We start from the raw sequence: 24,602 nt of genomic DNA, 5'->3' as shown, positions 1-24,602 counted from the left end.
AAGGAGGCAGAAAGGGGCTGGACGCTGGGGCTGCGACCCTGTTCGATGGGTGCTCAAGCGGCATAGCCGCGCAGGAAGGGCAGAGGGCAGCATGCGGTTCAGCTTTACGCGGGACGATTTTCCCGAAGGGTTCATCTTTGGCGCGGCCACGGCGGCCTATCAGATCGAAGGCAGCGCCAATGGCGTTTGCGGGCCGTGCCACTGGGATACATTCGCCGCCACGCCGGGCAATGTGCTGCACGCGGACGACGGATCGATCGCCTGCGACCATTACCACCGCTATGAAGAGGATCTGGACATCATCCGGTCGGGGGGCTTTGACGCCTACCGGTTCTCGACCTCATGGGCGCGGGTGATGCCGGACGGGCGAACCGTGAACCCGGAGGGTCTCGATTTCTACGACCGCCTGGTGGATGCCACGGTGGAGCGGGGGCTCAAGCCGGCGCTAACGCTGTATCACTGGGAATTGCCCTCGGCGCTGGCGGATCAGGGCGGCTGGACCAACCGCGACACGGCCTTGCGGTTCGGGGACATGGCCCGCGTGGTGATCGAGCGGATCGGCGACCGCGTGGAGCGGGTGGCCACCCTGAACGAGCCTTGGTGCGTCGCCTGGCTGTCGCATTTCATCGGCCTGCACGCGCCGGGCTTGCGCGACATTCGGGCGGCGATGCGGGCCATGCATCACGTGCAGCTTGCCCACGGAACGGCGATGTCGGTGCTGCGCGACCACGGCCAGAAGAACCTTGGCATCGTGCTGAACTTCACGCAGGCGGAACCGGCCAGCGACGCCCCCGCCGACCGCCGCGCGGTAGAGACCGTCGATGCGATCCAGATGGGCTGGTTCGCCGGTGGCCTGTTCAAGGGCCGCTACCCCGACGAGATGATCGCCGCCGCGGGCCAGCACATGCCGGACGGATACGAGGATGACATGGCCTTGATCAGCCAGCCGATGGATTGGTTGGGTCTGAATTATTACACCCGCGCGCTGATCGAAGCCGCCCCCCATGAGCCCTGGCCCCATCAAAGAGAGGTGCTCGGCCCCTTGCCCAAGACCCAGATGGGCTGGGAGATTTACCCCCAGGGGCTGGAAATCCTGCTCAAACGGTTGCAGCGGGACTATACTGGCGATCTGCCTTTGATGGTGACCGAAAACGGCATGGCCTACGACGATCACGTGGTTGGTGGTGAGGTTGAGGACCCGGTGCGGGTGCAATATTTCGAGGACCATTTGCAGGTGGTGCGCCGCTGCATCGCCGACGGGGTGCCGGTGCAGGGCTATTTCGGCTGGTCGCTGCTGGACAATTTCGAATGGGCGCTGGGCTATGAGAAACGCTTTGGTCTGGTCCACGTGGACTACCACACGCAAAAGCGCACGCCCAAATCCTCGTTCGAGGCCTTTCGCGCGGCGCTCACCAAAGGCGGCGAAAAATAACCGCGCGGGGGGGTTGCAGTCGGCTGGCGGATTGACGGATCATTTCGCCGGAAACACGGCTGCCCGAAGGGGCGGCGGCTGAGCGGAAAGTCCTGTCATGCGTTACGAACGACCCGAAACTCTGGAAGACGCGGTTGGCCTTTTGAGCGCCACGCCCGAGCGGTCCCATATCCTTGCGGGGGGGACGGACCTGCTGGTCCGGATGAAGAACGACGATTTCGACGCCGATCTGGTGGTCGATATCAAGCGCATCGCCGGCATGGGCGAGATTGCCCGCACCGACGCGGGCTTCGTGATCGGGGCGGCGGTGCCTTGCGCGAAGCTGGCCGAGGATGCCGCGCTTGTGGCCGCATGGCCCGGCGTGGTCGAGGCGGCGAACCTGATCGGGTCCACGCAGATCCAGTCGCGCTGCACGATGACGGGCAATCTGTGCAACGCGGGGCCTGCCGCCGACAGCGTGCCGGCTTTGGTGGCGGTGGACGCCCGCGTGAAGATCGTCGGGCCCGAGGGCAACCGCATCATTCCCGCGCGCGACGTGCCGGTGGGGCCGGGGCAAACCTCGCTCGCCCCCGGTGAGATCGTGGCCGCCATTGTCTTGCCCGAACCCGCGCCGCAGACGGGCAGTGCCTATCTGCGGTTCATCCCGCGCACGGAAATGGACATTGCGGTGGTCGGGACGGCTGTGGTGCTGACCCGCGATGCAGATGGAACGGTGGCCTCGGCGCGGGTGGCGCTGGGCGCGGTGGGGCCGCGGGTGATCGTGCCCGATGACGCCGCGCAGATGCTTGTGGGCACGACGCTGGACGATGACACGCTCGCCCGGTTTGAGGCCGCCTGTTCCGACGCGGCCACGCCAATCGACGACAAACGCGGCACCGTTGCCTTCCGCAAGGAGGTGGCGGGCGTGCTGGCCCGTCGCGCCGCGAAGATCGCCTACGACCGCGCAGGAGAGACACAATGACAACGATAGCTGTATCCACCACCATCAACGGCGATGACGTCGAATACCTGTGCCACGCGGACGAAAGCCTGCTGGACGTATTGCGCAACCGTCTCGGGCTCATGGGCTCGAAAGAGGGCTGCGGGACGGGCGATTGCGGGGCGTGTAGCACGATGCTGGACGGGCGGATCGTCTGTTCCTGTCTGGTGCTGGGGGCCGAGGCCGAGGGGCGCGAGATCGAGACCATCGAAGGCATGGCCCACGGCCATGATCTGCACCCGTTGCAAACCAAGTTTCTGGAACATGCGGCCTTGCAATGCGGCATCTGCACACCGGGCTTCCTGATGGCGGCCAAGGCCTTGCTCGACGTGAACCCCGACCCGACCGAAGAGGAAATCCGGTTCTGGCTGGCGGGCAACCTGTGCCGCTGCACCGGCTATGACAAGATCGTGCGCGCGGTGCAGGATGCCGCGGCCGAGATGCGGGGGGATGCGGCATGAGCTTTGACGCAAGCTACAATGAAAAGGAGCTGAACGCTGTTGGCACCCGCCCGGTGCGGCCTGACGGGGTCGATAAGGTAACGGGCCGCGCGCGCTATGGCGCGGATTACAACATGCCGGGGCAGTTGGTGGCGCGGGTTCTCCGCAGCCCCCATGCCCACGCGCGCATTCTGCGGATCGACACCTCTCAGGCGGAGGCGTTGAAGGGCGTCAAGGCGGTGGTCACTGCCGCTGACCTGCCGGACCTGACCGACGGCGACGCAAGCCTGTTTGCCATCCTCGACAACTGCATGGCGCGCACTAAGGCGCTTTATGACGGCCACGCGGTCGCCGCGGTCGCCGCCATCGACGTCCATGTGGCGCGCAAGGCGCTCAAGCTGATCGAAGTGGACTATGAGGTGCTGCCCCATGTGGTCGACGTCGATCTGGCCATGGCACCGGACGCGCCGGTGCTGGACGAGACGATCATCACGAAGGGCGTGACGCCAGCGCCCGACGCCCCCTCGAACGTCTTCGCCCATTCGGAGTTTGGCCACGGGGATGTCGCGGCGGGTTTTGCCAAAGCGGATGAGATCGTCGAGCGCACCTTCAAGACCGAACAGACCCATCAGGGCTATATCGAACCCCATGCCTGCGTCGCCAGTTGCAACAGCGACGGAAGCGCCGAGATGTGGGTCTGCACGCAGGGGCCGTTCGTTTATCGTCAGGTCTGTGCCGACCTGCTGGGGCTCGAGGTCTCGAAGCTCAAGGTCACGTCGTCCGAGATTGGTGGCGGCTTTGGTGGCAAGACCCACGTCTGGGCGGAACCGGTGGCGCTGGCCCTGTCGCGCAAGGCGGGCCGGCCGGTCAAGCTGGTGATGTCCCGCAATGAGGTGTTCCGCGCCTCGGGGCCGACTTCGGCCACCTCCATCGATGTGAAAATCGGCGCCACGAAGGATGGCACGATCACTGCCGCCGAAGCCACCTTGCGCTATACCAGCGGGCCCTATCCCGACACTTGGGCCGAAACCGGCGCGATGACGGCCTTTGCCTGTTACGATCTGGAGAACGTGAAGACCGTGGGGATCGAGGTGCTGGTGAACCGGCCCAAGGTCGCTGCCTACCGCGCGCCCTCGGCCCCGATGGCGGCCTTTGCCGTGGAAAGCGCGATTGACAGTCTGGCCCATAAGATCGGCATCGACGCAGTAGATTTCCGCATCAAGAACGCCGCGCGAGAGGGCACCCGTTCGTCCTACGGTCCGGTTTACGGCCCCATCGGCATCGGCCCTACGCTTGAAGCCGCCAAGGCGCATGCGCATATGTCGGCACCCCTTGGGAAAAATCAGGGGCGCGGCATGGCCTGCGGGTTCTGGTTCAACTTCGGCGGGCAGACCTGCACCGACCTCAACATCAGCGCTGATGGAACGGTGACGCTTTCGGTCGGCACGGTGGACGTGGGCGGCTCGCGCGCGTCGCTGTCGATGATCGCGGCTGAAGAGCTGGGCATCGCCTATGAGGATGTGAAGGCCGGCGTCGCGGACACGGCCTCGCTTGGATACAACGACATGACCGACGGCAGTCGCGGCACGTTCTCGTCGTCCATGGCGACGATCTCGGCCGCGCGCAACGCCATCGCGGTGATGAAACAACGCGCGGCCCTGATGTGGGACATTCCGGTCGAGGATATCGAGTGGAAGGACGGACAGGCCCACGCGGTCGGCGCCAGCCACGACAACCTCGCCCCTCTCTCGGTGAAGGACATCGCGGCCAAGGCGGGCAACACCGGCGGGCCGATCGCAGGGCATAGCGAGCTTGTGGCCGACGGGGCCGGCGTGTCCTTCGGCACCCATATCTGCGACGTTGAGGTGGATCCCGAAACCGGCGCGACCCGCGTGATCCGTTACACGGTCATTCAGGATGCGGGCAAGGCGGTGCATCCGGCCTATGTCGAGGGGCAGTATCAGGGCGGCGCGGCGCAGGGCATCGGCTGGGCGCTGAACGAGGAATATATCTATGGCGAAGATGGGCGGCTGCAGAACGCGGGCTTCCTCGACTACCGGATTCCGGTCTGCTCGGACCTGCCGATGATCGACACGCAGATTCTGGAGATTCCCAACCCCAACCACCCCTACGGCGTGCGCGGCGTGGGCGAGACCTCGATCGTGCCGCCCTTGGCAGCGGTGGCCAATGCCGTCTCGGACGCCGTGGGCGTGCGCATGACCCATGTGCCGATCTCACCCCCGCGCATTCTGGCGGCCCTGAAGGCACAACGCTGATGGTTCAGGTCACGCTCTGGGCCGGATTGCGGCCCTTGGCAGAGGATCAGGAGCACGTGACGATCGAAGCCGCCACGATCCGCGAGCTCTTGAGCAAACTGCAACTGCGCTATCCCGCGCTGGAACAACCCTTCCGCAACGACGTGGCCGTGGCGATCAACGGCACGATCTATCGGGACGACTGGTCACAGGGCATCCCTGAGGATGCGGAAGTCTTCCTCATGCGGCGGATTCCGGGGGGGTAGGGGCGCCATGCCTCAGAATAAGACCTTGGGTAACAGTCTTCGACTGGACCAAACAGCAATCCGGCCGGCTCGCGGGCCTGACCTGCCTCAGCGACCACACGCTCGGCCAAATGCCCCGTGCCGCTTTTAGACGATGCGAGCGCTCATTACCGAAGTCGTGATCGGCAATTTCGAGACCCGCGCGCTTCGTGGGGTGCCACGTCTGTTCGGACGATGAAGGCACCCATGCGCAGGTTAGCCTTTCGTGAAACCATCACGAGAGGACACCATGCGCGTTCTAATCATTGGCGGCACCGGGATGATCGGCATCAACACCGCCCTGCATTTGCAATCACAGGGCCACGAGGTGCATCTCGCAGCCCGCACCGCCACCGCCCCCGAGCACCCGGCTGCACAGTTTCCGGTTCTCACGGGGGATTTTACGACGGGGGATTTCAGCCGTGACGATCTTACGCCGTTTGAGGCCATCGTCTTCGCAGCCGGCAACGACCCGCGACACATGCCTGCCGACGCCGATGCCGAGGCTTTCTATCGCAAGACCCAATCCGACGGCGTGCCGGCCTTCGCCAGCCTCGCGCGGGACGCGGGGGTGGAGCGCTTCGTGCAGGTCGGCAGCTACTACCATCACCTGCGCCCAGATCTTGCGGAGCATTCCACCTACATCCGCGCGCGCCAACTGGCCGACGATCGCACCCGCGCCCTGTCTCGCGACGGGTTCTGCGCAATCACGCTGAACCCGCCGTCGATTGTCGGCGCGGTGCCGGGCCTGCCCGCCGCGCGGTATCGCATGCTGGCGGATTGGGGTCGCGGCCTGCATCCGGACATCCCCAGTGCCGCTCCGCCCGGGGGCACGAACTACATGTCCGTCAGGTCCCTGGCCGAGGCCATCGCATCGGCGCTGGAACAGGGCGAGGCCGGGAAAGCCTATCTCATCGGCGATAAGAATCTGAGTTACCGGGCGTTCTTCCAGATGTTCTTCGATGTCGCGGGCTCCCGCGTCGAGGTGGAAACGCAAGACCGCGAACACCCCCTTCTGCCCGATCCATTCATCATCCAGGGCCGTGGCAATACGCTGGCCTATGAGCCCGATGCGGGCCTGAGCTACACCCGCAACGACGTCAGGCGGGCCGTGGCCGAGGTGGTGGCCATGTCCGGGGCAGCGGCGGAGGAAACGGTATGACGGGCACACCCTCTGATCTGTTGCAGGTGGCCGGGAAGGTCGCGCTCATAACCGGCGGCGGGGTCGGGATCGGACGCGCGACGGCAGACTTGTTCGCCGAGAGCGGCCTGCAGCTCGCGATTGCCGAGAACGACCCCGCGCGGGTCGAAAACCTGCGCAAGGCGCTGCCCGATGCCCTGGTGGTTGCCGCCGATGTGCGCGACCGCGACGATGTGGCAAAGCTCATCAAGGCGGTCCGCGACCGGTTCGGACGACTTGACGTGCTGGTCAACAACGTGGGGGATTTCCTGCGCATCACCAGCTACTTCGAGGACTCGACCGAAGAGGAATGGGAAGCGCTCTATGCGGTCAACCTGTTGCATATGTTCCGCGTCACCAAGGCCGCCCTGCCGCTGATGAAATCCAGCGGGGCGGGGGGATCGATCATCAACCTGTCCAGCGTCGAGGCTTTTCGCGGCATCCCGCGGGCCTGCGTCTATGCGGCGTTCAAGTCCGGAATCACCGGGTTCACCCAAAGTCTTGCGTCCGAGTTGGGCGCCGACCGGATCCGTGTCAACGCCATCGCGAGCGAGACGACGGACAGCGCCCAGATCACCGCCGACACACGCGTACCCAAGGCCAACCGGAAGCATATCGCAACCTGGTTCCCGCTGGGCCGCTTCGGCCGTGGTGAGGATTCCGCAGGCGCCGCGCTCTATCTGGCGTCTGACCGCTTGTCGGGCTGGGTGACGGGGACCAGTATGGTGGTCGACGGCGGCGTGCTGTCGGCGGGGGCCTGGATGCGGATGCCGGATGGCTCCGGCAATTGGACCCATCTGCCGATCATCGCAGCCGACGGCTATACGGAGATCGAATGACGCAGCAAAGCCGCGGCCGGTCGCACCGCCGCTGGGGTTTTCTACCCGAGGCTCGTCTGATCGGACGAGGCGCCTGCACCAGACAGGGTAACAATTGAACCACCCGTTGACACGAAAGGACCCGTTATCATGACGAGACTGGCAACCAAACTACACTCATACACGGCAATTGGCGCGGCTGTATTGGCGCTGGGCGCCGGCAGCGCCTCGGCGCAGGATGAGCCGTTCCAGATGGGTGCGCTCGTATCCATCACCGGCGGCGGCGCGGCCATCGGCACCGCAGCCTCGATGGGCTGGGAGCTGGCCGTCGAGCAACTCAACGAAAGCGGCGGCATCCTGGGCCGGCAAGTCGAACTGACGATTGCCGACAGCGAGACCGACCCGACGCACGGCGTAAGCGAAGCACGGCGCCTGGTCGAAAACGTCGGCATCGAAGGCATGGTCGGGCCCGTCACCTCGCAAGAAACCATTCCAGTGACCACCGTGTTGACGGAAGGAAATATCGCGCAGATCACCACGGCCGCTTCTCCGACCCTCACGCCAGAGCTGGCCCCCTACCACTTTTCGAACTCGCCCACGGGTTTGAACCAGATGATCGCCAACATCAAATACGCGATCGAAGAGCTGGGCGCTGAAAACATCGCCCTGATCTCTGACAACGGCGGCATGTCCCAGGCGGCGGCCGCAGAGATTGCCGCCTATCTCGAAGAGTTGGGCCATCCGCTTGTGGAAGTGCAGGAATTCGCCTTCCGGGCCGAGGACATGACGCCGCAGATCTTCTCGATGCGCCGCTCGGAGGCGGATGCGGTTCTGCTGATCAACTCGCTGGTCGATGACACCCGCAAGTTCCTGCAAAACCGCGAGGAAATCGGTTGGGATGTGCCGGTGCTGGGCAGCCTGACGTTGACGAACTACGCCGTAGGCATCGCCCGCGATCTGGGCGAAGAGGTGTTCGAGGACGTCTATTCGGTGCAGTTCAGCGGCATGTCCTATTGCGAGGGTGATCCGGTGGGCGAAAGCGCTTTTGCCAAGTTCGCGGCCCGCGCCAATGAAACATATCCCGATCTGGCGTCGGTCGGCGGCCCATCGGGCATCGCGCCCTATTATGTCGAGCCGTTCATTCTGGCTCAGGCGATCGAAGGCGCTGGCACTACGGATGGCGCAGAGGTCGCCGCCTGGATCGAGGCGAACGCCGCCGAGATCGACAACATGCTGGGCACATTCGGCGCCAGCGACGAGAACCACTTCCTTCCGTCGGCGGATGCAATGGTGGTCGTGCGCAACCCGTACCAGCAGCGCGAAGACGGATTGGTGGAACGTATCCTGTGTGACGATTAAGCCGCTGATCGGCTGATCTGAACTCCCCCTGCCTGGGGCGGCTCTCGGGTCGCCCCATTTTTCATGGGCACAACGGACGGGCGAGGCGCGAAAAAGGCGGCACCCGGGGATGCCGCCGTTCAGTCGTTTCGGGTATTCAGGATTGCGTCAAATCAGCTCGGCAAGCTGCGCCTTGTCGAAGCCCTTGCCCTCTTCCGCGCGGCCGTCCCGCACTAGCTTGGGCCAGTTCGGATCAGCCAACACCGCGCGGCCCACCGCCAGCAGGTCGATTTCGCCCCGGTTCAGCGGTGCGGCCAACGTCTCGAGCGAGCCTGCAGCCGAAGATTTGATCCCCGCCTGTTCCAGCCCGACTCCGCCCACAGAGATGGTTGGCAATCCGGTCAGCTCTTTCACCCAGGATGACATGATCCGATCCTCGTCGCGTTCGGGAAAGGCCGGTTCCCAGACGCGGCGGGTCGAGCAATGCAGGATCGACAGGCCGGCATCCGCAAGCGGGCGCAGAATCTCGCCCAGGGTTTCGGGCGTGTCGGCCAGCGCGACGCGGTAATCCTGTTGCTTCCACTGCGACCAGCGCATGGAGACCGGGAAATCCGGCCCGACCGCCGCGCGCACCGCCGCAATGACGGCGGCGGGAAACCGGGTACGACCCACGTGGTCGCCGCCCCAGTCGTCGGTGCGCCGGTTGGTGCGTTCCCACAGGAATTCATCCAGCAGATAACCATGTGCGCCGTGCAGCTCCACACCATCGAAGCCCAGCCGCTTGGCATCGGCGGCCGCCTGAGCATAGGCGGCGATGATGTCGGCGATTTCGGCCTCGGTCAGCGCACGGGTCGCAGCGTCACCGGCTGCCGCGGGGTTGGTGTTTTCGGACGGGCCAAGGCCGGGCACCGAAGGGTCGGGCGCCATGCCGGGCTGACGGAAGCTGCCCACGTGCCAAAGCTGGGGGAACATCTTGCCGCCCGCAGCATGGACCGTGTCGATCACCTGCTTCCAACCCTCGAGCGCCGGGCCGTGAAACCGTGGCACGGCTTCATAGCATTCGGCCGAGGGGTGATCGATATAGGTGGCTTCGGACAGGACCAGCCCGATACCGCCCTCGACCCGTTTGCGGTAATACTCTGCCACGCCCGCATGGGGAATGCCGTCGGGGCAGAAGTAGCGGCTCATCGGGGCCATGACCAAACGGTTCGGCAGGCGCAGGCCCGCGATGTCGACAGGCTCGAACAGGCGGCTCAGATCACCGGACACGGATGTTCTCCACTTCATTTCCTTTGCGCATGGTTTCGATGAATTGCTCAAGCGGCGCGGGGTCGGCCACCGCTGGAAGGCTGTCGCCCTGATCGCGCCGCGACCAGAAAGCGGCCCAACTGGGGAACAGGTTGTGATAATTCCCCTCATAGGGTTCGCGGCCGGGCCAGCGCATCTTGCGGTTGCCGATGGGCGGTTTGTTAAGGTCCGTCGCATACCAATAGAGCGGTTGGCGGCTGCGGAAATACCAGCGGCCCTCAATGCGTTCATAACGGTCGTGATACATCATCTGCATGATGACCCACTCCGCGCCGGTCTCATGCTCGTTCTTGGAATAGACGATGCCCACTGCGGTGTCGGCGTCGAGAAATTCGATGATCTGGCCGCCCACATGGTGCGAGGTGCCGTCGAACTGCTGACTGAGGGTTTCGGTGAACCACGCCTTGAGCGCCCCGCGGCCGGTCTTGCCGCCGCCCGCCCGCACGTCTTCGGGAAACAGGCCTACTAGTGCGTCCATGTCGCGCATGTCGAGCGCCAGCGCGTATTTCGCCGGAAGCTGCCGCAGCTCTTCGCGGGATTCGATGCGGTCGAGCCGCGCAAGAATGTCCCGGGTCGTGTCGTCGCTCATCTGGTTGCTCCTGTTGGTTCGGCCCATCCAAGAAGGGCGCGCGCAGTCTCTGCGCCGTCAAGAAGGTCGGCCTGTCGATGGACCGTCTGCCAGCCCGTTGCACCTTTTCGCAAGCGCCAGCGGTTGGCGCTGGCGCGTTCGATCCGCCATTGGCCGGTTGCCGCATCGTGCAGCAGCACGATGGAATATCCCCGCGCCGTGGCTTCGGTCCCGTCGATATCGATGCGGTGCGGTGACAGGATGTGCGCGCAGCCCTGCCGGACATAGCCCTGATGCTGGTCGAGCGTGGCGATGCCCGCGACCTCTTGCGCACCGGACAGGATCACGTCCGGCCCGATGCCATAGCTGCCATCGGCCGTCCAAAGCGCCGCGATGCCCGCTGCGTCCAGCGTATCGACAGCGGGGCCATAGCTCGCGATGAGCTGTTCGATCTCGCGTCTGTCTTCAAGACGGGACAGACGGGTGTCGAGTTCTTCAAGCGTTACGGACAGGGCGCGACCTCTTGCAATGTTGTGTTTGCAATGTTGTGTGATCCTGCCTCGCATGGGGGGCGGCGTTGCGGCATCCTCAGTTCGGACGATGCCGGGCCTTGCGCCGGTGGTATCTCTCGTCACAAATCCCAAAAGCAGGGTGGTAGGGCGGCAATGGATGGCGCGATGACAGACGAAATCCAGATGATACGTGACGCGGTGGCGCGGTTCCTGGCCGGGGCCGGCGGGTTGGCCCCGGCGCGACAGGCCCATGACGGTGCCGTCAATGCCGCAGTCTGGGACGGGCTCGCGCAGGATCTGCAACTTTGCGGTGTGACCCTGCCGGAAGAGGTCGGCGGGCTGGATATGGGGCTTGAGGCACTTGTGCCGCTGGCCCGTGAAGTGGGCCGGGTGCTGTCGCCCGCGCCTTTTGTGTCCACCGTTGGTGTGGCGGGCGAAGTGCTGCGCCAGTTGGCGCAAGGCACACAGGCCGATGCGCAGCAAGGCCGGGCGAACGGGCTCCTTGGTCAGATCGCTGAAGGCAAGCTGCGCGCCACACTCGCCTGTTTTTCAAGCGACCGCGTCACTGCCACCGCCGAACAGGACAGCTACGTGCTCTCCGGCGACGTCGGTCCGATGCAGCACGGTCCGGGCGCTGATATGTTGCTGGTTCCGGCCTGCCTTGAAGGGCAACCGGTCGTCTTCGCCCTGCGGGACTGGCCCGAGGCGCCCGCGTGCGACGCCTTCGATCCCACGCGCCCGGTCATGGCGATGCGTTTCACCGGGTTTGCCGTGCCGCAAGACACGCTGCTGGGGAGCGGCGCGACGTTGCAGGCCGCGCTGGATCGCGCCTCGGTCGCGCTGGCGGCCGAAGCGGCCGGGGCGGCGCGCGGCTGTTTCGATCTGACAGCGGAATACCTGTCCGAGCGGCGCCAGTTCGGTCGCACCATTGCGTCGTTCCAGGCGATCAAACATCGCATGGCGGCGCAGTTCGTTGCACTCAATGCGCTGGATGCGCTGATTGACGGCGCGGCCGCCGGGAACCCGGTCGCCGGATACGAAGGGCGGGCCGCGTGGGCCTTGGCGCGCGAGGTGCAGGCCGCTGTCGCCTCTGAAGCGGTGCAGCTTCACGGGGGCGTGGGTGTGACTTGGGAATATGCGCCGCATATGTTTTTCAAGCGCGCCCGCGCGCAGCTCAACTGGCCAAAGCCGCCGCAGCAGACCTTTACCGCAATCGGTCAGGCCCTGCTGGACGGTGATATCCCCACCTTGCCGCAGGTCGAGGATACGCCGTTTCGCAGCGACGTGCGCACTTGGATGTCACAACAATTGACAGGCCGGTTCGCGCCTTTGATCGACCGCGGCCACGCCGGGGACGGCGATGCCGAGGTAGAGTTGCGAAAAGCATGGGAGGCCGAGTTGGCCCACGGCGGCTGGGTCGGCATGGGCTTGCCGAAAGAGGACGGAGGACGCGGCATGAGCGTCGCCGATCAGGTGGCATTCCATGAAGAATACGCGCGTTTGGGCGGTCCGGGTCGGATGGGCCACATCGGCGAAGGACTTGTGGCTCCGACGCTCGTGGCCTTTGGCACGCAGGACCAGAAAGACCGGCACCTGCCCGGCATCCTCGAAGGTCGGACCTTCTGGGCGCAGGGCTATTCCGAACCGGGCGCCGGATCGGACCTTGCCGCGATCCGCACCAAGGCGCGCCGGTGTCCCGAAACGGGCGACTGGCTGGTGACCGGGCAGAAGATCTGGACCTCGCTGGCACATGTGTCCGACTGGATTTTCGTGCTGGCGCGGGCCGAGGAAGGCTCCGTCGGCCGCAAGGGGTTGGTGTTCTTGTTGATGCCTCTGCACCAGGATGGGATCGAGATCCGGCCGATCACCCAGATGGGCGGGGCGGCGGAATTCAACGAGGTTTTCTTCGACGGCGCGCGCGCATCGTCCGCCGACATGATCGGCGGGATCGGGGACGGCTGGAAAATCGCCATGGCGCTGTTGGGATACGAGCGCGGAATCTCCACGTTGGGCCAACAGATGGGCTTCGCGCGCGAGCTTGACCAGGTGGTGACAGTGGCGCGAAGCAAGCCCGACGCCGCCCATCTGACCGAACGTCTGGGGCGTGCCTGGGCGGGACTTCGCGCAATGCGTCACGGTGCGCAGGCGATGCTGCAGGCCCAGGCCGAAGGGCGCGCCGGGCCGGAGATGCTGGGCTACAAGCTTGAGTGGTCCGAATGGCACCGCGCGCTGGGCGATCTGGCGATGGACGTTCTGGGCGAGACAGCCTCGGTCTGGTCCGACAACCCCGAGGTGCGCCGCCTGCAGCAGCTTTATCTGTTCTCCCGTGCGGATACGATCTACGGCGGCACTTCCGAGATCCAGCTCAACATCATTGCGGAGCAGGGGTTAAACATGCCCCGCGAGCCGCGCGGCGCCGCAACATGATGCGACCGCATGACCTGCAGACCCTTGCGGACGTCGACGCGCTTGAACGCTTGGTCGGGGCCTATTCGCGCGCGGTGGACCGACGCGACCTTGATCTTTTGCGCGCGCTTTACGCGCCCGACGGAACCGACACCCACGGGCGGGGTTACGACGGCCCGGTGGATGGCTATATCGCCTATGTCGAGCGCGCACTGACCGCTTATGAGGCGACGGCCCATTACGTCCTGCAGACCGCTTTCGAAATCGATGGCGATCACGCCGAGGGCGAGGTTCACAAGCTCAATTATCACCGCACCAACGGCCCGAACGCGACCCATGTAATCACCGGATCGCGCAGTCTGGACACCTACGTGCGCCGCCGCGGGGCCTGGTATTTCCGATCGCGCCACGTGGTCCTGGACTGGGTGGATCGGCGGCCTGCGGACCCCGGCGACTATGACGATCCCGCGGCGACGTCGGAGCGTGGCGCGGCGGGTCCGCAAGATGCAAGCTACCGCGTGGTGCCCCTGCTGGCCCGCGCCTTCGAACGAAAGGACAGGACGTGAAGGATTTTGACGGAAAGGTGGTCGCGATCACCGGCGCGGCCCACGGGATCGGACGGGCCATAGCGCTCGGCTTTGCCGAGCAGGGCGCCAAACTCGCGATTTTCGACATCGACGGCGACGCGCTGGACCAGACCGCGCAAGAGGCACGGGCGCTAGGGGCCGAGGTCTTTACGCTGCAGGGCGACTTTATCAAGCTCGAGACCATCGTTGCGGCGTTCTCGGGCACGGTTGACGCTCTGGGGCCCGTCGATGTTCTCGTGAACAATCTGGGCCAAACCGCCCGCGGCGCCATGTCGCCTTTTTCCGAAGCCGAGCATGACACGCTGGATTTCGTCCTCGACATCTCTTTGCGGGCGGCGGTGCATTGCACCCGCGAAGTCGTCGCCGGAATGAAAGAGCGTGGTACCGGGCGCATCGTCTCGATTGCGTCGGACAGCGCGTTCAACGGCGATCTGGGCTGCGTGGATTACGCGGCTGCCAAGTCCGGGGTTCTGGGCTTTACCCGTGGCCTTGCGCGCGAAATCGGGCCCTTCGGGATGACCGCGAATGCGATCTGTCCCGGGCCTACGAACACCCGCGCGATGCAGGCGATCCCCCGCGACAGTTTCGAACGCGCCCGCGATGCAGTGCCGATGAAACAGATTTGCGAGCCTGAGGATATCGCCAACGCAGTGCTGTTTCTGGCATCGGACAAGGCGCGCTATATCACGGGGCAGACCCTGCTGGTGAATGGCGGGCGGGTGTTCCATTGAGCGGGCTGAATACGGACCTGACGCGCCTCTTGGGGTGCCGCGTGCCCGTCGTGCAAACCGCAATGGGCTGGGTGGCCGAGCCGCAACTGGTCATCGCGACCACCCGTGCGGGCGGGTTCGGGTTTCTAGCCGGAGCGTCGATCCCGCCCGGTCAGGTCGAGGCACAGATTGCCGAGGTCGAGGCGGGATGTGACGGCAAGTTCGGCGTCAACTTTCATATGTTCCAGCCCAATGCGGACGAGATCATATCGGCGATTCTGAACCACGCGGGACGCATCCGCGCGGTCAGCTATGGACGGGGTCCGGACGCCGCCACGATCGCGAAATTCAAGGCTGCGGGGATCCTGTGCATGCCGACCGTAGGGGCTGTGAAACATGCGGTCAAAGCGGTGGAGCTGGGCGCGGACATCATAACCATGCAGGGGGGCGAAGGGGGTGGACATACCGGCGCGGTGCCCACGTCACTGCTCTTGCCGCAGGTGCTCGATGCGGTCGATGTGCCGGTGGTCGCCGCCGGAGGGTTCCACGACGGGCGCGGCTTGGCTGCGGCGCTGGCCTGGGGCGCACAGGGCATCGCCATGGGCACCCGTTTCCTGCTGACCACGGATAGCCCGGTCGCCCGCGACACGCTCGCGGTCTATTTGCAAACCGGCGATCCGTCGGTGATCCGCGTCACCCGCGCGGTGGACGGTCTGCCGCAACGGTTTATCGCCAACGACAAGCTCGAACACCTCGAAGGCATGAGCGGTCCGGCCCGTCTGATGGCCAGCCTGCGCCACGGTTTTGCTTATGGGCGTGCCAACGGCATGGGGGTGGCGGACATGCTGCGCCTTGCATGGCGGTCCGCCCGTAGTGACGACAGCTCTTTCGCGGCTACGGTTCAGGCACCCAACCTGCCGACGCTGGTGCAGCGTGGTCTGGTGAAGGGCGATACGGACGCCGGGTTGTTGCCCTCGGGGCAGGTGGCCGCCCTGATCGACGAGCTGGAAAGCTGCGAGGCGCTGATTTCGGGGATCGAGGCCGACGCCATCGCACGCATCGCGTCCCTGACGGCGCTATCACGGGACCATACACAGGAGGCTACCCATGTCTGATCCGATCCGCCTGAGCGTAGAGAACAACATCGCCGAAATCGTCATTGACCACGCGCCGGTCAACGCGCTCGACAGTCAGGGCTGGTTCCTGCTGGCGCGCACCGTTGAGGCTGCGAACGCCGACGCCGAAACACGGGTGATCGTGCTGCGGGCCGAGGGCCGCGGCTTCTGCGCCGGGGTCGATATCAAGGAACTGCAGGCCCACCCGGAACGCATCATCGACGTGAACAAGGGCAATTGGGAAACGTTCCGCGCCATTCATCAAGGCCGCGCGCCGGTGATCGTGGCCGCCCACGGGTTCGTTCTTGGCGGCGGGATCGGAATTTGCGGATCGGCGGACATGGTCGTGCTGGCCGAGGATGCGACGTTGGGTGTGCCCGAGGTTGACCGCGGTGCCCTTGGGGCCGGCGCCCATCTCGGTCGCATGCTGCCGCTGCAACTGGTGCGCAAGATGTATTACACCGGCGATGCGATCACCGCGGATGAGGCCGCCCGATGGGGCGGCATTGCGGACGTGGTGCCGCGCGACGCGTTGCGGCAGACCGCGCTGGACCTTGCCCGCAAGGTCGCGGCGAAAAGCCCCACGATGATCGCACTCGCCAAGGAATCCCTGAACGGGGTTGAGGCCATCGATCTTGAACGCGCCTACCGATGGGAACAGGGTTTTACCGCGCAGGCCTATCTGACCGCCGAAAGTCAAGCCACGCGGGACGCTTTCGTCGCCACCGGCGCGACGGCTGATTTTTCCAAGAAGGACAAGGCATGACACAGATACCAGATTATGTTCCCGGTCACGGGTTGCTCACGGGGCGGTCCGTGCTGATCACCGCCGCCGCTGGCAAGGGGATCGGGTTCGCCACCGCCCGCCGCGCAGTCGAAGAGGGCGCGCGCGCGGTGATGGTCTCGGACATCCACGAAGGCCGGTTGCAACAGGCGGTCGCGAACTTGCAGGCGTTGGACACCAAGTGCGAGGTTTTCGGCCAACTGTGCAATGTCACCCAGGAGGAGGAGGTGCAGACGCTCGTCGCCTGCGCCGAAGACAAGTTGGGCGGCACGGATGTTCTGGTGAACAACGCAGGCCTTGGCGGGTTGAAACCCGTGGTCGAGATGGAAGACGACGAATGGGCCCGGGTCCTCGACGTGACCCTGACCGGCACCATGCGGATGACCCGTGCGATGCTGCCGCATATGACCCAGCGCCAAGGCGGGGCAATCGTCAACAACGCTTCGGTGCTGGGCTGGCGGGCGCAGAAAGGGCAGGCGCATTACGCCGCCGCCAAGGCCGGCGTCATGGCGCTGACCCGGTGTGCCGGGCTTGAGGCGGCGGAACACGGCATCCGCATCAATGCGGTCTCTCCCTCCATCGCGATGCACGAATTCCTGGCCCGGTCCGCCCCGGAAGAGGCACTGAAGGCCCTCGCCGCGCAAGAGGCGTTCGGCCGCGCCGCCGAGGTCTGGGAGGTCGCCAACGTGATCATGTTCCTCGCCTCGGATTATGCCTCCTACATGGTGGGCGAGGTGGTCTCGGTTTCGTCTCAACACGCATAAGGATTTGATATGACGTTTCGTTTTTCTTCCGCCGACGAGGTTGTCGCCGCCATCGGCACGCAACTTGGTCCGACCGACTGGCTTACCATCGAGCAGGACCGGATCGACATGTTCGCCGAGGCGACCGGAGATCACCAGTGGCTGCACGTCGACCCCGAACGCGCAGCCAAGGGCCCCTTCGGCAGGACCATCGCCCACGGGTTCCTGACGCTGTCGCTGGTCAACATGGCGCTGCCGGAGCTGTTCATGCCCGACAACCTGGATTGGGGCGTGAACTACGGCGTCGACAAGGTGCGCTTCCCGGCGCCGGTGCCGGTGGGGTCACGCATCCGCACGGTGGGGGAGATCGTCGAGGCGAAGGATCTGGGTCAGCGCACGATCCAGACCAAGGTGCGGCTGACGGTCAAGATCGAGGAGGGCGCCAAGCCCGCCTGTGTCGCCGATACCCTGCAACGCTATGCCTTTTTGCCCTAGCGTCGCGGCTTAGTCCCAACAGACGATGATGCGGCAGCAGCAGCGGGCCAGAGTGAGGGCTGACGAATGACAAGGAAAGCGACATCTCATGGACAAGAGGACGGATCTCCAAGGGGCCATCGGCACCCTGCGTGATGGCATGACCATCGGTATCGGCGGCTGGGGCCCACGGCGAAAGCCGATGGCCCTGATCCGCGAAATTCTGCGCTCCGACCTCAAGGATCTGCACATCGTTTGTTATGGCGGGCCTGAGGTGGGGATGCTGTGTGCCGCGGGTAAGGTGTCGAAGATCACCTATGGCTTCGTGTCACTGGACCGCATCCCGCTTGAGCCATGGTTCCGCAAGGCGCGTGAAGCCGCGACCGTCAAGGTGAACGAACTGGATGAGGGGATGTTCCTGCTCGGCCTGCGGGCCGCGGCCGAAGGCGTGCCCTTTGCGCCGACCTACGCGGGCATGGGGACCTCGGTGCCGCAGATCAATCCTTATCTGAAGACCGTGACCTCGCCTTATGATCCGCAGGACATCCTGTTGGCGATGCCGGCCATTCCGCTGGATGTGGCGCTGATCCACGTTAGCCGTGCGGACCCGCTGGGCAACACCCAGACCGAGGGGCCCGATCCGTTCTTTGACGATCTGTTTGCGCGGGCCGCAAAGCAGACGATCGTCTCCGCCGAGGAGATCGTCGAGCGGATGGACCTGAGCCATTCCGACAGCGCCAACAAGAGCCTGTTCCACCGCGGTCTGGTCAAGACCGTCGTGCCGGCCCCCCTTGGCGCGCATCCCACGACGGCGCACGGTAATTATGGCTGGGACATGGAGCACCTGAAAACCTATGGCGCGACCGCCGGAGATGCCGAGGCCTGGGAGAGCTATTTCAAGACATACATCGCCGACGGGGAAGAGGCTTATCAGGCCGCGCTGGGCGGAGCCGAGACCATCCGCCAGATCCCTATTCCAGTCTTTTGAAAGGGCACCACGATGACACAGACCCCTGATTACACCCTATCCGAACTGATGATCGTGGCGGCCGCCGAAGCGTTTCGCGGCGACGGAGAGACCTTTGTCACCGGCATCGGCACTCTGCCACGGATCGCCGCCGGTCTGGCGCGACTGACGTTCGAGCCGGGCCTGATGATGACCGATGGCGAAGCCTATCTGACCGAAGACCCGGTGCCACTCGGGGTCACCGCAGAGGAGGTTCCGGGCTTTTCCGGCTGGATGCCCTACAACCGCGTGTTCGCGACCCTGTGGCGCGGGGAGCGTCATGCGATGGTCACGCCGGTGCAAGTGGACCAATGGGCGCAGACGAACATCTCGTGCCTTGGCGATTTCGACAAGCCCAAGGTGCAGATGCTCGGGGTGCGCGGGTTCCCCGGCAACTCGATCTATCACAAGAACTCCATGTTGATCCCGGCCCACTCAAAACGGGTCTTTGTAGAGGGCGAAGTCGATATCGTCTCGTCCGTGGGCTATTCGGACAAATACTGGCCCGACGGAATGCGCCGTCCGGAAATCCGGATCGGCCGTGTCGTCACCGATCTGTGCGTGATGGACTTCAACGGCCCCGATCACACGGCGCGCGTGATCTCGCTTCACCCCGGTGTGGAGTTCGACACGGTGCAAGAGGCGACCGGCTTCCCGCTTATCGCCGAGGACGGTTTGGGTGAGACGCCCGCCCCGACGCAAAAGCAGTTGGACATCATTGCGCGACTGGACCCCCACGATCTGCGCTCCAAAGCCGTGAAGGGCAACCCTCCCGGTCAGCGTCAGGCGGCCTAGCCGTGTCGGACAAGGGCACAGTTCTGGTCGTCGGCGGCAGCGGTGGCATTGGCGCGGTGATCTGCGCCACCCTGGCCGCCGAAGGCTGGGATGTGGCGCTGACCTATCGCAGCGGCAAGGATAAGGCGGAGCGCGCGGCAGACACCGTGCGCGACGCGGGACGCCGGGCCAGCGCGCACCGGGTCGATCTGGCCGAGGCGGAGGCCGCCCGCGATCTGATCGAACAAGTCTTGCAGGACCACGGCCGCCTTGACGGGCTGGTCTATGCAGCGGGGCCGATGGTGCGTCTTGTGCATCTGAGCCGCACCGATCCCGCGCTTATGGAAAGCCATTTGATGCAGGATACGCTCGGATTTTTCCGGCTTGCCCACGCGGCCTTGCCCGCCTTGCGAGAGGCCAAGGGCGCGGTCGTGGCCTGCCACAGCGCGGCACAATACCGCTACGCTCCTGCCGACGGCCTTTCGATCATTCCCAAAGCGGCCGTCACGGCGACAATGCACGGGATCGCGAAGGAAGAGGGGCGCTTCGGCGTGCGCGCCAACGGCGTGGCGATCGGCTTGATTGAGGCGGGTCAGCACGATGCGCTGAGCGCCTCGGGCGAGATCGACGAGGCTTATCTGGAAGCTGCCGCCCGCGCGACCCCGTTGCGCCGGGCGGGACAACCCGAAGACATCGCTCACGCAGTTGCATTCTTCGTTGACCCAAGAAAGTCGGGGTTCGTCACCGGCCAGACCATCTGCGTTGACGGCGGGTATTCGGTCTAGCCCGCCGTCGTCGCGCCGCTCATGCGGCGCGCGGCATATCATCTTGCAGCATCGCGACGCTCGACAGCACCAGCCGCACCAATTCGGTCTGACGGTTGATCCCGCATTTCGAGAAGATCGCCCGCAGGTGTGCCCGCGCGGTATTGCGGCTGATCGACAGATCGGCAGCGGCCTCGTCCAGCGTATGCCCCATGGCAAGAATGCGGGTGAGACCGGCCTCGGCGGGGGTCAGGTCGAACAGGCCACGCAGTAGATCGAGCCCCGGAGCCGAGGGACGGTCACTGTCGCGGATCACCAGTGCGCAGGCAATCGCACCTTTGCGCGCGGTCCGCGGGACCGGCTGGACCACCAGCCCAAGTGCCCGGTCGGCCTCACTCTGGTTGAGGCGCAAAAGCTCGGAATTGCCCCCGTCGGGATGGGCCAGTGCGGTGCGGATCGCCGACTGCAACGCACGATCGCTGAAGGCGCAAGTCGCCGCCACGGCCCCGCCGCGCAAACGCAGCCCGTCGCTGGCCGCCAGCATGGAGGACGCGCTTCCGGTCGCTGAAACCATCTGCCCTTTGGCGTCCAGAAAGATCGTGCCGATGCACAGGCGCCCCAGCAGGTCGGAACCCATCTTCCGCATCACCTCGCTCGAGTCGATGCGCGCGGCAAGCGTGACGGCGCGGTCGATGTGCGACAGCACTTGCGACAGAACCGCGGCATTCTCCGTCTGATCCGTGGTCCCGGTATATTGCAGCACCAGACGTCGGCCATTCTCGTTTATGGGGCCGTCCAGACTGTGCGCATCGCGGGCAACGGCGGCCGTCAGCGGAGTGCCCGCGCAGCACAGGACCGTCTCGTCGCCCCGCTCCATTTGCGACAACTGCAAGCTGTTCAGGCCGAGATCGGCGCGCAGGCGTTCGATCGCCGCGGGCAGATCGCCCTCGTCAACGATGGTCTTGTAGATCCAGTCGATCAGGGCCGGTTCCGGCCCCGCAGCAGTAGAAGTGAAATCAAGCATGTTTGGTCCTCCGCTTCGGCGATGTCCCAGTCACAGGATTCGTCGCCTCTAATCGAAACCTTTGCACCAATTTGACGATGTGTCAAAAAAATTTACACCTTGGGGAATTTTAGCCTCATGCGTCAAAAAATAGCCCATAACGTCGAATTGCGGCGATAGTCCTGACAGACGATGCCGAACGCGACTGTTTAGGTGCTTGTTCGGGAAAAGCTGCAGGCCGCAGCGCACAGAAGAGTAAGGGCCCCCCATGGACGCAGTCATCGTTTCCACAGCAAGAACCCCCATCGGCAAGGCCTTTCGCGGGGCTTATAATGACACCGAGGCACCGGCCCTGTCGGGGCACGCCGTACGCGAAGCGGTCGCCCGCTCCGGTCTTGATCCGGCCCGTGTTGGTGATGTCGTTATGGGCTGTTCTGCCCAGCAGGGCACCCAAGGCTACAACATCGGCAGGCTCACGGCGATTGCTGCGGGATTGCCCGAAACGGTCGCAGGCATGACCGTGGATCGCATGTGTGCCTCGGGGCTGATGGCGATTGCCATGGCGGACCGACAGGTGCGACTTGACGGGCTGGATGTTGCGGTTGCCGGGGGGGTGGAATCCATCTCCCTTGTGCAGACCAAGCACAAGAACACCTATCGCGCGGTGTCACAAACGGTCACCGACCACGCGCCGCATATGTATATGCCGATGATCGAAACGGCCGAGATCGTGGCCGAACGCTACGGCATCTCGCGCGAGGCTCAGGATGCCTTCGCCGCCCTAAGCCAGCAACGCACGGTCGCGGCGCAAGAGGCGGGGCGGTTCGATGCGGAGCTTGCGCCCCTGACCACCGTCAAGAAGGTGAAAACCCAAAAGGGCGAGCTGCTGCGCGAGGAGGTCACCCTGACGCAGGATGAAGGCATGCGCGCGGGCACGACCGCCGAAAAGCTGGCCGGTCTCGCGCCGGTCTATCAGGGCGGCACGGTTGTGAAAGAGGGATCGTTCATCACCGCTGGCAACAGTTCGCAATTGTCAGATGGCGCGGCCGCGTTGGTGCTGGTCTCGGATAGTGTGGCCCGGGCTGAAGGGCTGACCCCCTTGGGCGCTTTCCGCGGCATGGCCGTCGCCGGGTGCGCGCCCGAAGAGATGGGCATTGGGCCGGTCTTCGCGGTGCCCAAGTTGTTGGAGCGTCACGGACTCGCGGTGGATGATATCGACCTGTGGGAGCTGAACGAGGCTTTTGCGTCTCAGGCCCTCTATTGTCGTGACCGTATCGGCATCGATCCTGCGAAGCTGAACGTCAACGGAGGGGCGATTGCCGTGGGGCACCCCTTCGGCATGACGGGTGCGCGACTGGCCGGACACGTCCTGCATGAAGGCCATCGGCGGCGCGCAAAATGGGCCGTGGTTACCATGTGCGTGGGCGGCGGCATGGGGGCCGCCGGATTGTTCGAGATTTTCTGAAGGGCCGAAGAATGATGCGACGGCCGGAGACGCCAAACCTGATCTGCGCCTCGCATACGATCTCGGGCACCATGCCCGGCAAGCCGGCGCGCCACCCCTTTGCAGAACGGGTGCAGGCCGTCGCAGAGGCAGGGTTTGACGGGCTGACGATCCATTTTCGCGACCATCAGCACCTACTCGCGGGCGCGGCAGACCCCGGTGCGTTGCGTGACTGCGTGGCCGCCGCGGGGCTGACCGTCTCCGAAGTCGAGTTCCTGTCGGATTGGCACAGAGATCCGCTGGGCGGTTCGGTGCGACAAGCGATCAAGACCGCGCACCTGTTCGGGGCCCGCCGAATCAACGTCGGTGCCGATCTTGCCGGATTGAACATTCCGCTGTCGGATCTGGTCGAGCCGTTCCGCCGGCTGACGGGCGCCATCGGTGAGGCCGGTTTGACAACCGCGCTCGAGGTTATCGCATGGGGCACGGTTGGATCGGTCCCGCGAGCTGTTGACCTGCTCGGTGAGGCCCGCGGTCCGGCAGGTCTTTTGTTGGACAACTGGCATCTGGCGGCTCTGGGCGGCGGGCCGTCGGATTTGCCCGATCCGTCCCTTGTCGCAGGGCTGCAAATCAGTGATGCTTTGCGGATGAGCGATCACCCCGCCCGGACCGCGATGGACGCGACCCTGCAGCGCCTGTTTCCGGGCGAAGGACAGCTGGACATTCCGGCGTTCCTTGGTGCGCTGTGGTCTGCCGCCTTACGGTGCGGGGTCACGGTCGAAGTTATCTCAGCCGATGCCGCCGAAGCCCCCGTGCGACACTGCGCCATGCGCGCGGCGGACACAGCGCGACAGGTGCTCGCACAGGCAACGCCATCTTCAGGAAAGGCAGCGTCCCATGTCTGATACGCAAACAGACCCCGACAAGTCGGCAAAATCCCCCGAGCGGGACGTGCGACGCGACTCGAACCCGCGCCGCGAACTGGTTCGTGAGCAACTGATGGAAATTGCCGCGCGAATGTTCGACCAGAACGGGTTCGACCGGGTCTCAATGGCGATGATTGCCCGTGAAGTCGGTCTGGGCCGGTCGGCGATCTATCACTATTTCGCTTCCAAGGACGATATTCTTGCGTCACTGGTCGAGTCCGAGGCGCTGGCCCCGGTCGGCCGCATTCAGCAGCTCGCCCGGGAAGAGGGGAAATCCGCAACCGAGCGCCTGAGCGCCGTGGTCTATGACGGTGTCGTGCGCAGGTTGTCTTTCGGGTCGCGGTTCGTGCGGCTCGCCCGGCTTGAGGCGCAGATTCCCGAGCATCTGCGGCAGGACTACGACCGGTCGCGGCGGGCGATCTATGACGAACATCTGCGGGTGATCGAAGAGGGAATCGCCAGCGGCGAGTTCCGCCCCGTGGATGCGCATATCGCGGCCTTCGGAATCATCGGCATGGCAAACTGGACGACCCGCTGGTATCGCGCCGAAGGCCGTCTGAGCGCTCAGGAAGTGGCGGAAGCCATCACCGATCTGGCGCTCAACTCGGTGCGCGTCCCCGAGACCCGCGACGACCGGATGGCACAATTGCGCGCGCGACTCGGGTCCGTCATTGGCGATCTGGGCGCCATCTCGGACGCGATGGCACCCCCGCCGTCTACTGATCCCTAGTTCGTAGTCCGTAGGGACGATG

At 64.9% G+C, this 24,602-nt stretch carries 25 protein-coding genes; 21 read left to right on the top strand and 4 right to left on the bottom strand.

The window, feature by feature from the left end; translation table 11 throughout:
• Positions 1-91 precede the first annotated feature (91 nt).
• The 8 genes from DC363_RS13045 to DC363_RS13010 all read left to right on the top strand — a co-directional run bounded on the left by DC363_RS13045 (position 92) and on the right by DC363_RS13010 (position 8,747).
• Positions 92-1,432, top strand: a complete 1,341-nt coding sequence (locus DC363_RS13045; protein ID WP_108641601.1) for a GH1 family beta-glucosidase — start codon at positions 92-94, stop codon at positions 1,430-1,432.
• A gap of 97 nt (positions 1,433-1,529) precedes the next feature.
• Complete coding sequence (locus DC363_RS13040) at positions 1,530-2,393, top strand: FAD binding domain-containing protein (protein WP_108641600.1); 864 nt, start codon at positions 1,530-1,532, stop codon at positions 2,391-2,393.
• A complete protein-coding gene (locus tag DC363_RS13035; protein ID WP_108641599.1) occupies positions 2,390-2,872 on the top strand; it encodes a (2Fe-2S)-binding protein in 483 nt (160 codons plus the stop codon). The genes DC363_RS13040 and DC363_RS13035 overlap by 4 nt, the downstream gene beginning before the upstream one ends.
• The gene (locus tag DC363_RS13030; protein ID WP_108641598.1) at positions 2,869-5,127 is read left to right on the top strand and encodes a xanthine dehydrogenase family protein molybdopterin-binding subunit; all 2,259 of its coding nucleotides are present in this window, start codon (positions 2,869-2,871) and stop codon (positions 5,125-5,127) included. The genes DC363_RS13035 and DC363_RS13030 overlap by 4 nt, the downstream gene beginning before the upstream one ends.
• Positions 5,127-5,372, top strand: a complete 246-nt coding sequence (locus DC363_RS13025; protein ID WP_108641597.1) for a MoaD/ThiS family protein — start codon at positions 5,127-5,129, stop codon at positions 5,370-5,372. The genes DC363_RS13030 and DC363_RS13025 overlap by 1 nt, the downstream gene beginning before the upstream one ends.
• Positions 5,373-5,640: 268 nt before the next feature.
• Positions 5,641-6,552, top strand: a complete 912-nt coding sequence (locus tag DC363_RS13020; RefSeq protein WP_108641596.1) for an NAD-dependent epimerase/dehydratase family protein — start codon at positions 5,641-5,643, stop codon at positions 6,550-6,552.
• On the top strand, positions 6,549-7,409 hold the full coding sequence (locus DC363_RS13015; protein WP_196778424.1) for an SDR family NAD(P)-dependent oxidoreductase: 861 nt from the start codon (positions 6,549-6,551) through the stop codon (positions 7,407-7,409). The genes DC363_RS13020 and DC363_RS13015 overlap by 4 nt, the downstream gene beginning before the upstream one ends.
• Before the next feature lie 129 nt (positions 7,410-7,538).
• The gene (locus tag DC363_RS13010) at positions 7,539-8,747 is read left to right on the top strand and encodes an ABC transporter substrate-binding protein (RefSeq protein WP_108641595.1); all 1,209 of its coding nucleotides are present in this window, start codon (positions 7,539-7,541) and stop codon (positions 8,745-8,747) included.
• 147 nt (positions 8,748-8,894) lie between these two features.
• On the opposite strand, the gene DC363_RS13005 is transcribed toward DC363_RS13010, so the two are convergent.
• Genes DC363_RS13005 through DC363_RS12995 form a run of 3 tightly spaced genes read right to left on the bottom strand, consistent with a single transcriptional unit; the run spans position 8,895 to position 11,168 of the window.
• A complete protein-coding gene (locus DC363_RS13005) occupies positions 8,895-10,013 on the bottom strand; it encodes an oxidoreductase (RefSeq protein WP_108641594.1) in 1,119 nt (372 codons plus the stop codon).
• On the bottom strand, positions 9,985-10,623 hold the full coding sequence (locus tag DC363_RS13000; protein ID WP_108641593.1) for a nuclear transport factor 2 family protein: 639 nt from the start codon (positions 10,621-10,623) through the stop codon (positions 9,985-9,987). Before DC363_RS13000 ends, DC363_RS13005 begins: the two co-directional genes overlap by 29 nt.
• Positions 10,620-11,168, bottom strand: a complete 549-nt coding sequence (locus DC363_RS12995; protein ID WP_158270879.1) for a nuclear transport factor 2 family protein — start codon at positions 11,166-11,168, stop codon at positions 10,620-10,622. Before DC363_RS12995 ends, DC363_RS13000 begins: the two co-directional genes overlap by 4 nt.
• Positions 11,169-11,279: 111 nt before the next feature.
• On the opposite strand from DC363_RS12995, the gene DC363_RS12990 reads away from it, so the two are divergent.
• From DC363_RS12990 to DC363_RS12945, 10 genes are all read left to right on the top strand, one after another.
• Complete coding sequence (locus DC363_RS12990; protein ID WP_196778423.1) at positions 11,280-13,541, top strand: acyl-CoA dehydrogenase family protein; 2,262 nt, start codon at positions 11,280-11,282, stop codon at positions 13,539-13,541.
• Entirely contained in the window at positions 13,538-14,086 is a 549-nt protein-coding gene (locus DC363_RS12985; RefSeq protein ID WP_108641591.1) for a nuclear transport factor 2 family protein, read from the top strand. The genes DC363_RS12990 and DC363_RS12985 overlap by 4 nt, the downstream gene beginning before the upstream one ends.
• A complete protein-coding gene (locus tag DC363_RS12980) occupies positions 14,083-14,838 on the top strand; it encodes an SDR family NAD(P)-dependent oxidoreductase (protein ID WP_108641590.1) in 756 nt (251 codons plus the stop codon). Before DC363_RS12985 ends, DC363_RS12980 begins: the two co-directional genes overlap by 4 nt.
• Positions 14,835-15,932: an NAD(P)H-dependent flavin oxidoreductase gene (locus tag DC363_RS12975; RefSeq protein WP_108641589.1), complete on the top strand. Its 1,098-nt coding sequence runs from the start codon at positions 14,835-14,837 to the stop codon at positions 15,930-15,932. Before DC363_RS12980 ends, DC363_RS12975 begins: the two co-directional genes overlap by 4 nt.
• Complete coding sequence (locus DC363_RS12970; RefSeq protein ID WP_108641588.1) at positions 15,925-16,698, top strand: enoyl-CoA hydratase family protein; 774 nt, start codon at positions 15,925-15,927, stop codon at positions 16,696-16,698. Before DC363_RS12975 ends, DC363_RS12970 begins: the two co-directional genes overlap by 8 nt.
• Positions 16,695-17,480, top strand: coding sequence for an SDR family oxidoreductase (locus DC363_RS12965; protein ID WP_108641587.1), 786 nt, complete (start codon positions 16,695-16,697; stop codon positions 17,478-17,480). The genes DC363_RS12970 and DC363_RS12965 overlap by 4 nt, the downstream gene beginning before the upstream one ends.
• A 9-nt stretch (positions 17,481-17,489) precedes the next feature.
• On the top strand, positions 17,490-17,954 hold the full coding sequence (locus tag DC363_RS12960; protein WP_108641586.1) for a MaoC family dehydratase: 465 nt from the start codon (positions 17,490-17,492) through the stop codon (positions 17,952-17,954).
• 88 nt (positions 17,955-18,042) lie between these two features.
• Positions 18,043-18,921: a CoA transferase subunit A gene (locus tag DC363_RS12955; protein WP_108641585.1), complete on the top strand. Its 879-nt coding sequence runs from the start codon at positions 18,043-18,045 to the stop codon at positions 18,919-18,921.
• Positions 18,922-18,933: 12 nt separating this feature from the next.
• On the top strand, positions 18,934-19,734 hold the full coding sequence (locus DC363_RS12950; RefSeq protein ID WP_108641584.1) for a CoA-transferase subunit beta: 801 nt from the start codon (positions 18,934-18,936) through the stop codon (positions 19,732-19,734).
• Between the two features lie 2 nt (positions 19,735-19,736).
• Positions 19,737-20,498 carry an SDR family NAD(P)-dependent oxidoreductase gene (locus DC363_RS12945; RefSeq protein WP_108641583.1) on the top strand — a complete coding sequence of 254 codons (762 nt, stop codon included), beginning with the start codon at positions 19,737-19,739 and terminating at the stop codon, positions 20,496-20,498.
• A 19-nt stretch (positions 20,499-20,517) separates the two neighbouring features.
• Here the strand turns inward: DC363_RS12945 and DC363_RS12940 are convergent, their stop codons facing one another.
• The gene (locus DC363_RS12940; RefSeq protein ID WP_108641582.1) at positions 20,518-21,501 is read right to left on the bottom strand and encodes a helix-turn-helix transcriptional regulator; all 984 of its coding nucleotides are present in this window, start codon (positions 21,499-21,501) and stop codon (positions 20,518-20,520) included.
• Positions 21,502-21,748: 247 nt separating this feature from the next.
• On the opposite strand from DC363_RS12940, the gene DC363_RS12935 reads away from it, so the two are divergent.
• The 3 genes from DC363_RS12935 to DC363_RS12925 are packed head-to-tail and all read left to right on the top strand — an operon-like array spanning position 21,749 to position 24,580.
• A complete protein-coding gene (locus DC363_RS12935) occupies positions 21,749-22,945 on the top strand; it encodes an acetyl-CoA C-acyltransferase (protein WP_108641581.1) in 1,197 nt (398 codons plus the stop codon).
• Positions 22,946-22,956: 11 nt separating this feature from the next.
• Entirely contained in the window at positions 22,957-23,829 is an 873-nt protein-coding gene (locus DC363_RS12930) for a sugar phosphate isomerase/epimerase family protein (protein ID WP_158270878.1), read from the top strand.
• The gene (locus DC363_RS12925) at positions 23,822-24,580 is read left to right on the top strand and encodes a TetR/AcrR family transcriptional regulator (RefSeq protein ID WP_108641579.1); all 759 of its coding nucleotides are present in this window, start codon (positions 23,822-23,824) and stop codon (positions 24,578-24,580) included. The genes DC363_RS12930 and DC363_RS12925 overlap by 8 nt, the downstream gene beginning before the upstream one ends.
• The last annotated feature ends 22 nt before the right edge of the window (positions 24,581-24,602 follow it).

This window comes from Thalassorhabdomicrobium marinisediminis, from assembly GCF_003072065.1.
Lineage (GTDB): Bacteria > Pseudomonadota > Alphaproteobacteria > Rhodobacterales > Rhodobacteraceae > Octadecabacter > Octadecabacter marinisediminis.
This window is presented reverse-complemented; position numbering and strand designations above follow the sequence as displayed.

Excerpts from the sequence above, each read along its gene's own strand:
- DC363_RS12940 (WP_108641582.1), bottom strand. The coding sequence starts at position 21,501 with ATGCTTGATTTCACTTCTACTGCTGCGGGGCCGGAACCGGCCCTGATC.
- DC363_RS12930 (WP_158270878.1), top strand. The coding sequence starts at position 22,957 with ATGATGCGACGGCCGGAGACGCCAAACCTGATCTGCGCCTCGCATACG.
- DC363_RS13010 (WP_108641595.1), top strand. The coding sequence starts at position 7,539 with ATGACGAGACTGGCAACCAAACTACACTCATACACGGCAATTGGCGCG.
- DC363_RS12935 (WP_108641581.1), top strand. The coding sequence starts at position 21,749 with ATGGACGCAGTCATCGTTTCCACAGCAAGAACCCCCATCGGCAAGGCC.
- DC363_RS13035 (WP_108641599.1), top strand. The coding sequence starts at position 2,390 with ATGACAACGATAGCTGTATCCACCACCATCAACGGCGATGACGTCGAA.
- DC363_RS13020 (WP_108641596.1), top strand. The coding sequence starts at position 5,641 with ATGCGCGTTCTAATCATTGGCGGCACCGGGATGATCGGCATCAACACC.
- DC363_RS13025 (WP_108641597.1), top strand. The coding sequence starts at position 5,127 with ATGGTTCAGGTCACGCTCTGGGCCGGATTGCGGCCCTTGGCAGAGGAT.
- DC363_RS12970 (WP_108641588.1), top strand. The coding sequence starts at position 15,925 with ATGTCTGATCCGATCCGCCTGAGCGTAGAGAACAACATCGCCGAAATC.
- DC363_RS12960 (WP_108641586.1), top strand. The coding sequence starts at position 17,490 with ATGACGTTTCGTTTTTCTTCCGCCGACGAGGTTGTCGCCGCCATCGGC.
- DC363_RS12955 (WP_108641585.1), top strand. The coding sequence starts at position 18,043 with ATGGACAAGAGGACGGATCTCCAAGGGGCCATCGGCACCCTGCGTGAT.
- DC363_RS12985 (WP_108641591.1), top strand. The coding sequence starts at position 13,538 with ATGATGCGACCGCATGACCTGCAGACCCTTGCGGACGTCGACGCGCTT.
- DC363_RS12965 (WP_108641587.1), top strand. The coding sequence starts at position 16,695 with ATGACACAGATACCAGATTATGTTCCCGGTCACGGGTTGCTCACGGGG.
- DC363_RS12950 (WP_108641584.1), top strand. The coding sequence starts at position 18,934 with ATGACACAGACCCCTGATTACACCCTATCCGAACTGATGATCGTGGCG.
- DC363_RS13005 (WP_108641594.1), bottom strand. The coding sequence starts at position 10,013 with ATGAAGTGGAGAACATCCGTGTCCGGTGATCTGAGCCGCCTGTTCGAG.
- DC363_RS12995 (WP_158270879.1), bottom strand. The coding sequence starts at position 11,168 with ATGCGAGGCAGGATCACACAACATTGCAAACACAACATTGCAAGAGGT.
- DC363_RS13030 (WP_108641598.1), top strand. The coding sequence starts at position 2,869 with ATGAGCTTTGACGCAAGCTACAATGAAAAGGAGCTGAACGCTGTTGGC.
- DC363_RS13015 (WP_196778424.1), top strand. The coding sequence starts at position 6,549 with ATGACGGGCACACCCTCTGATCTGTTGCAGGTGGCCGGGAAGGTCGCG.
- DC363_RS13045 (WP_108641601.1), top strand. The coding sequence starts at position 92 with ATGCGGTTCAGCTTTACGCGGGACGATTTTCCCGAAGGGTTCATCTTT.
- DC363_RS12990 (WP_196778423.1), top strand. The coding sequence starts at position 11,280 with ATGACAGACGAAATCCAGATGATACGTGACGCGGTGGCGCGGTTCCTG.
- DC363_RS13000 (WP_108641593.1), bottom strand. The coding sequence starts at position 10,623 with ATGAGCGACGACACGACCCGGGACATTCTTGCGCGGCTCGACCGCATC.
- DC363_RS12925 (WP_108641579.1), top strand. The coding sequence starts at position 23,822 with ATGTCTGATACGCAAACAGACCCCGACAAGTCGGCAAAATCCCCCGAG.
- DC363_RS13040 (WP_108641600.1), top strand. The coding sequence starts at position 1,530 with ATGCGTTACGAACGACCCGAAACTCTGGAAGACGCGGTTGGCCTTTTG.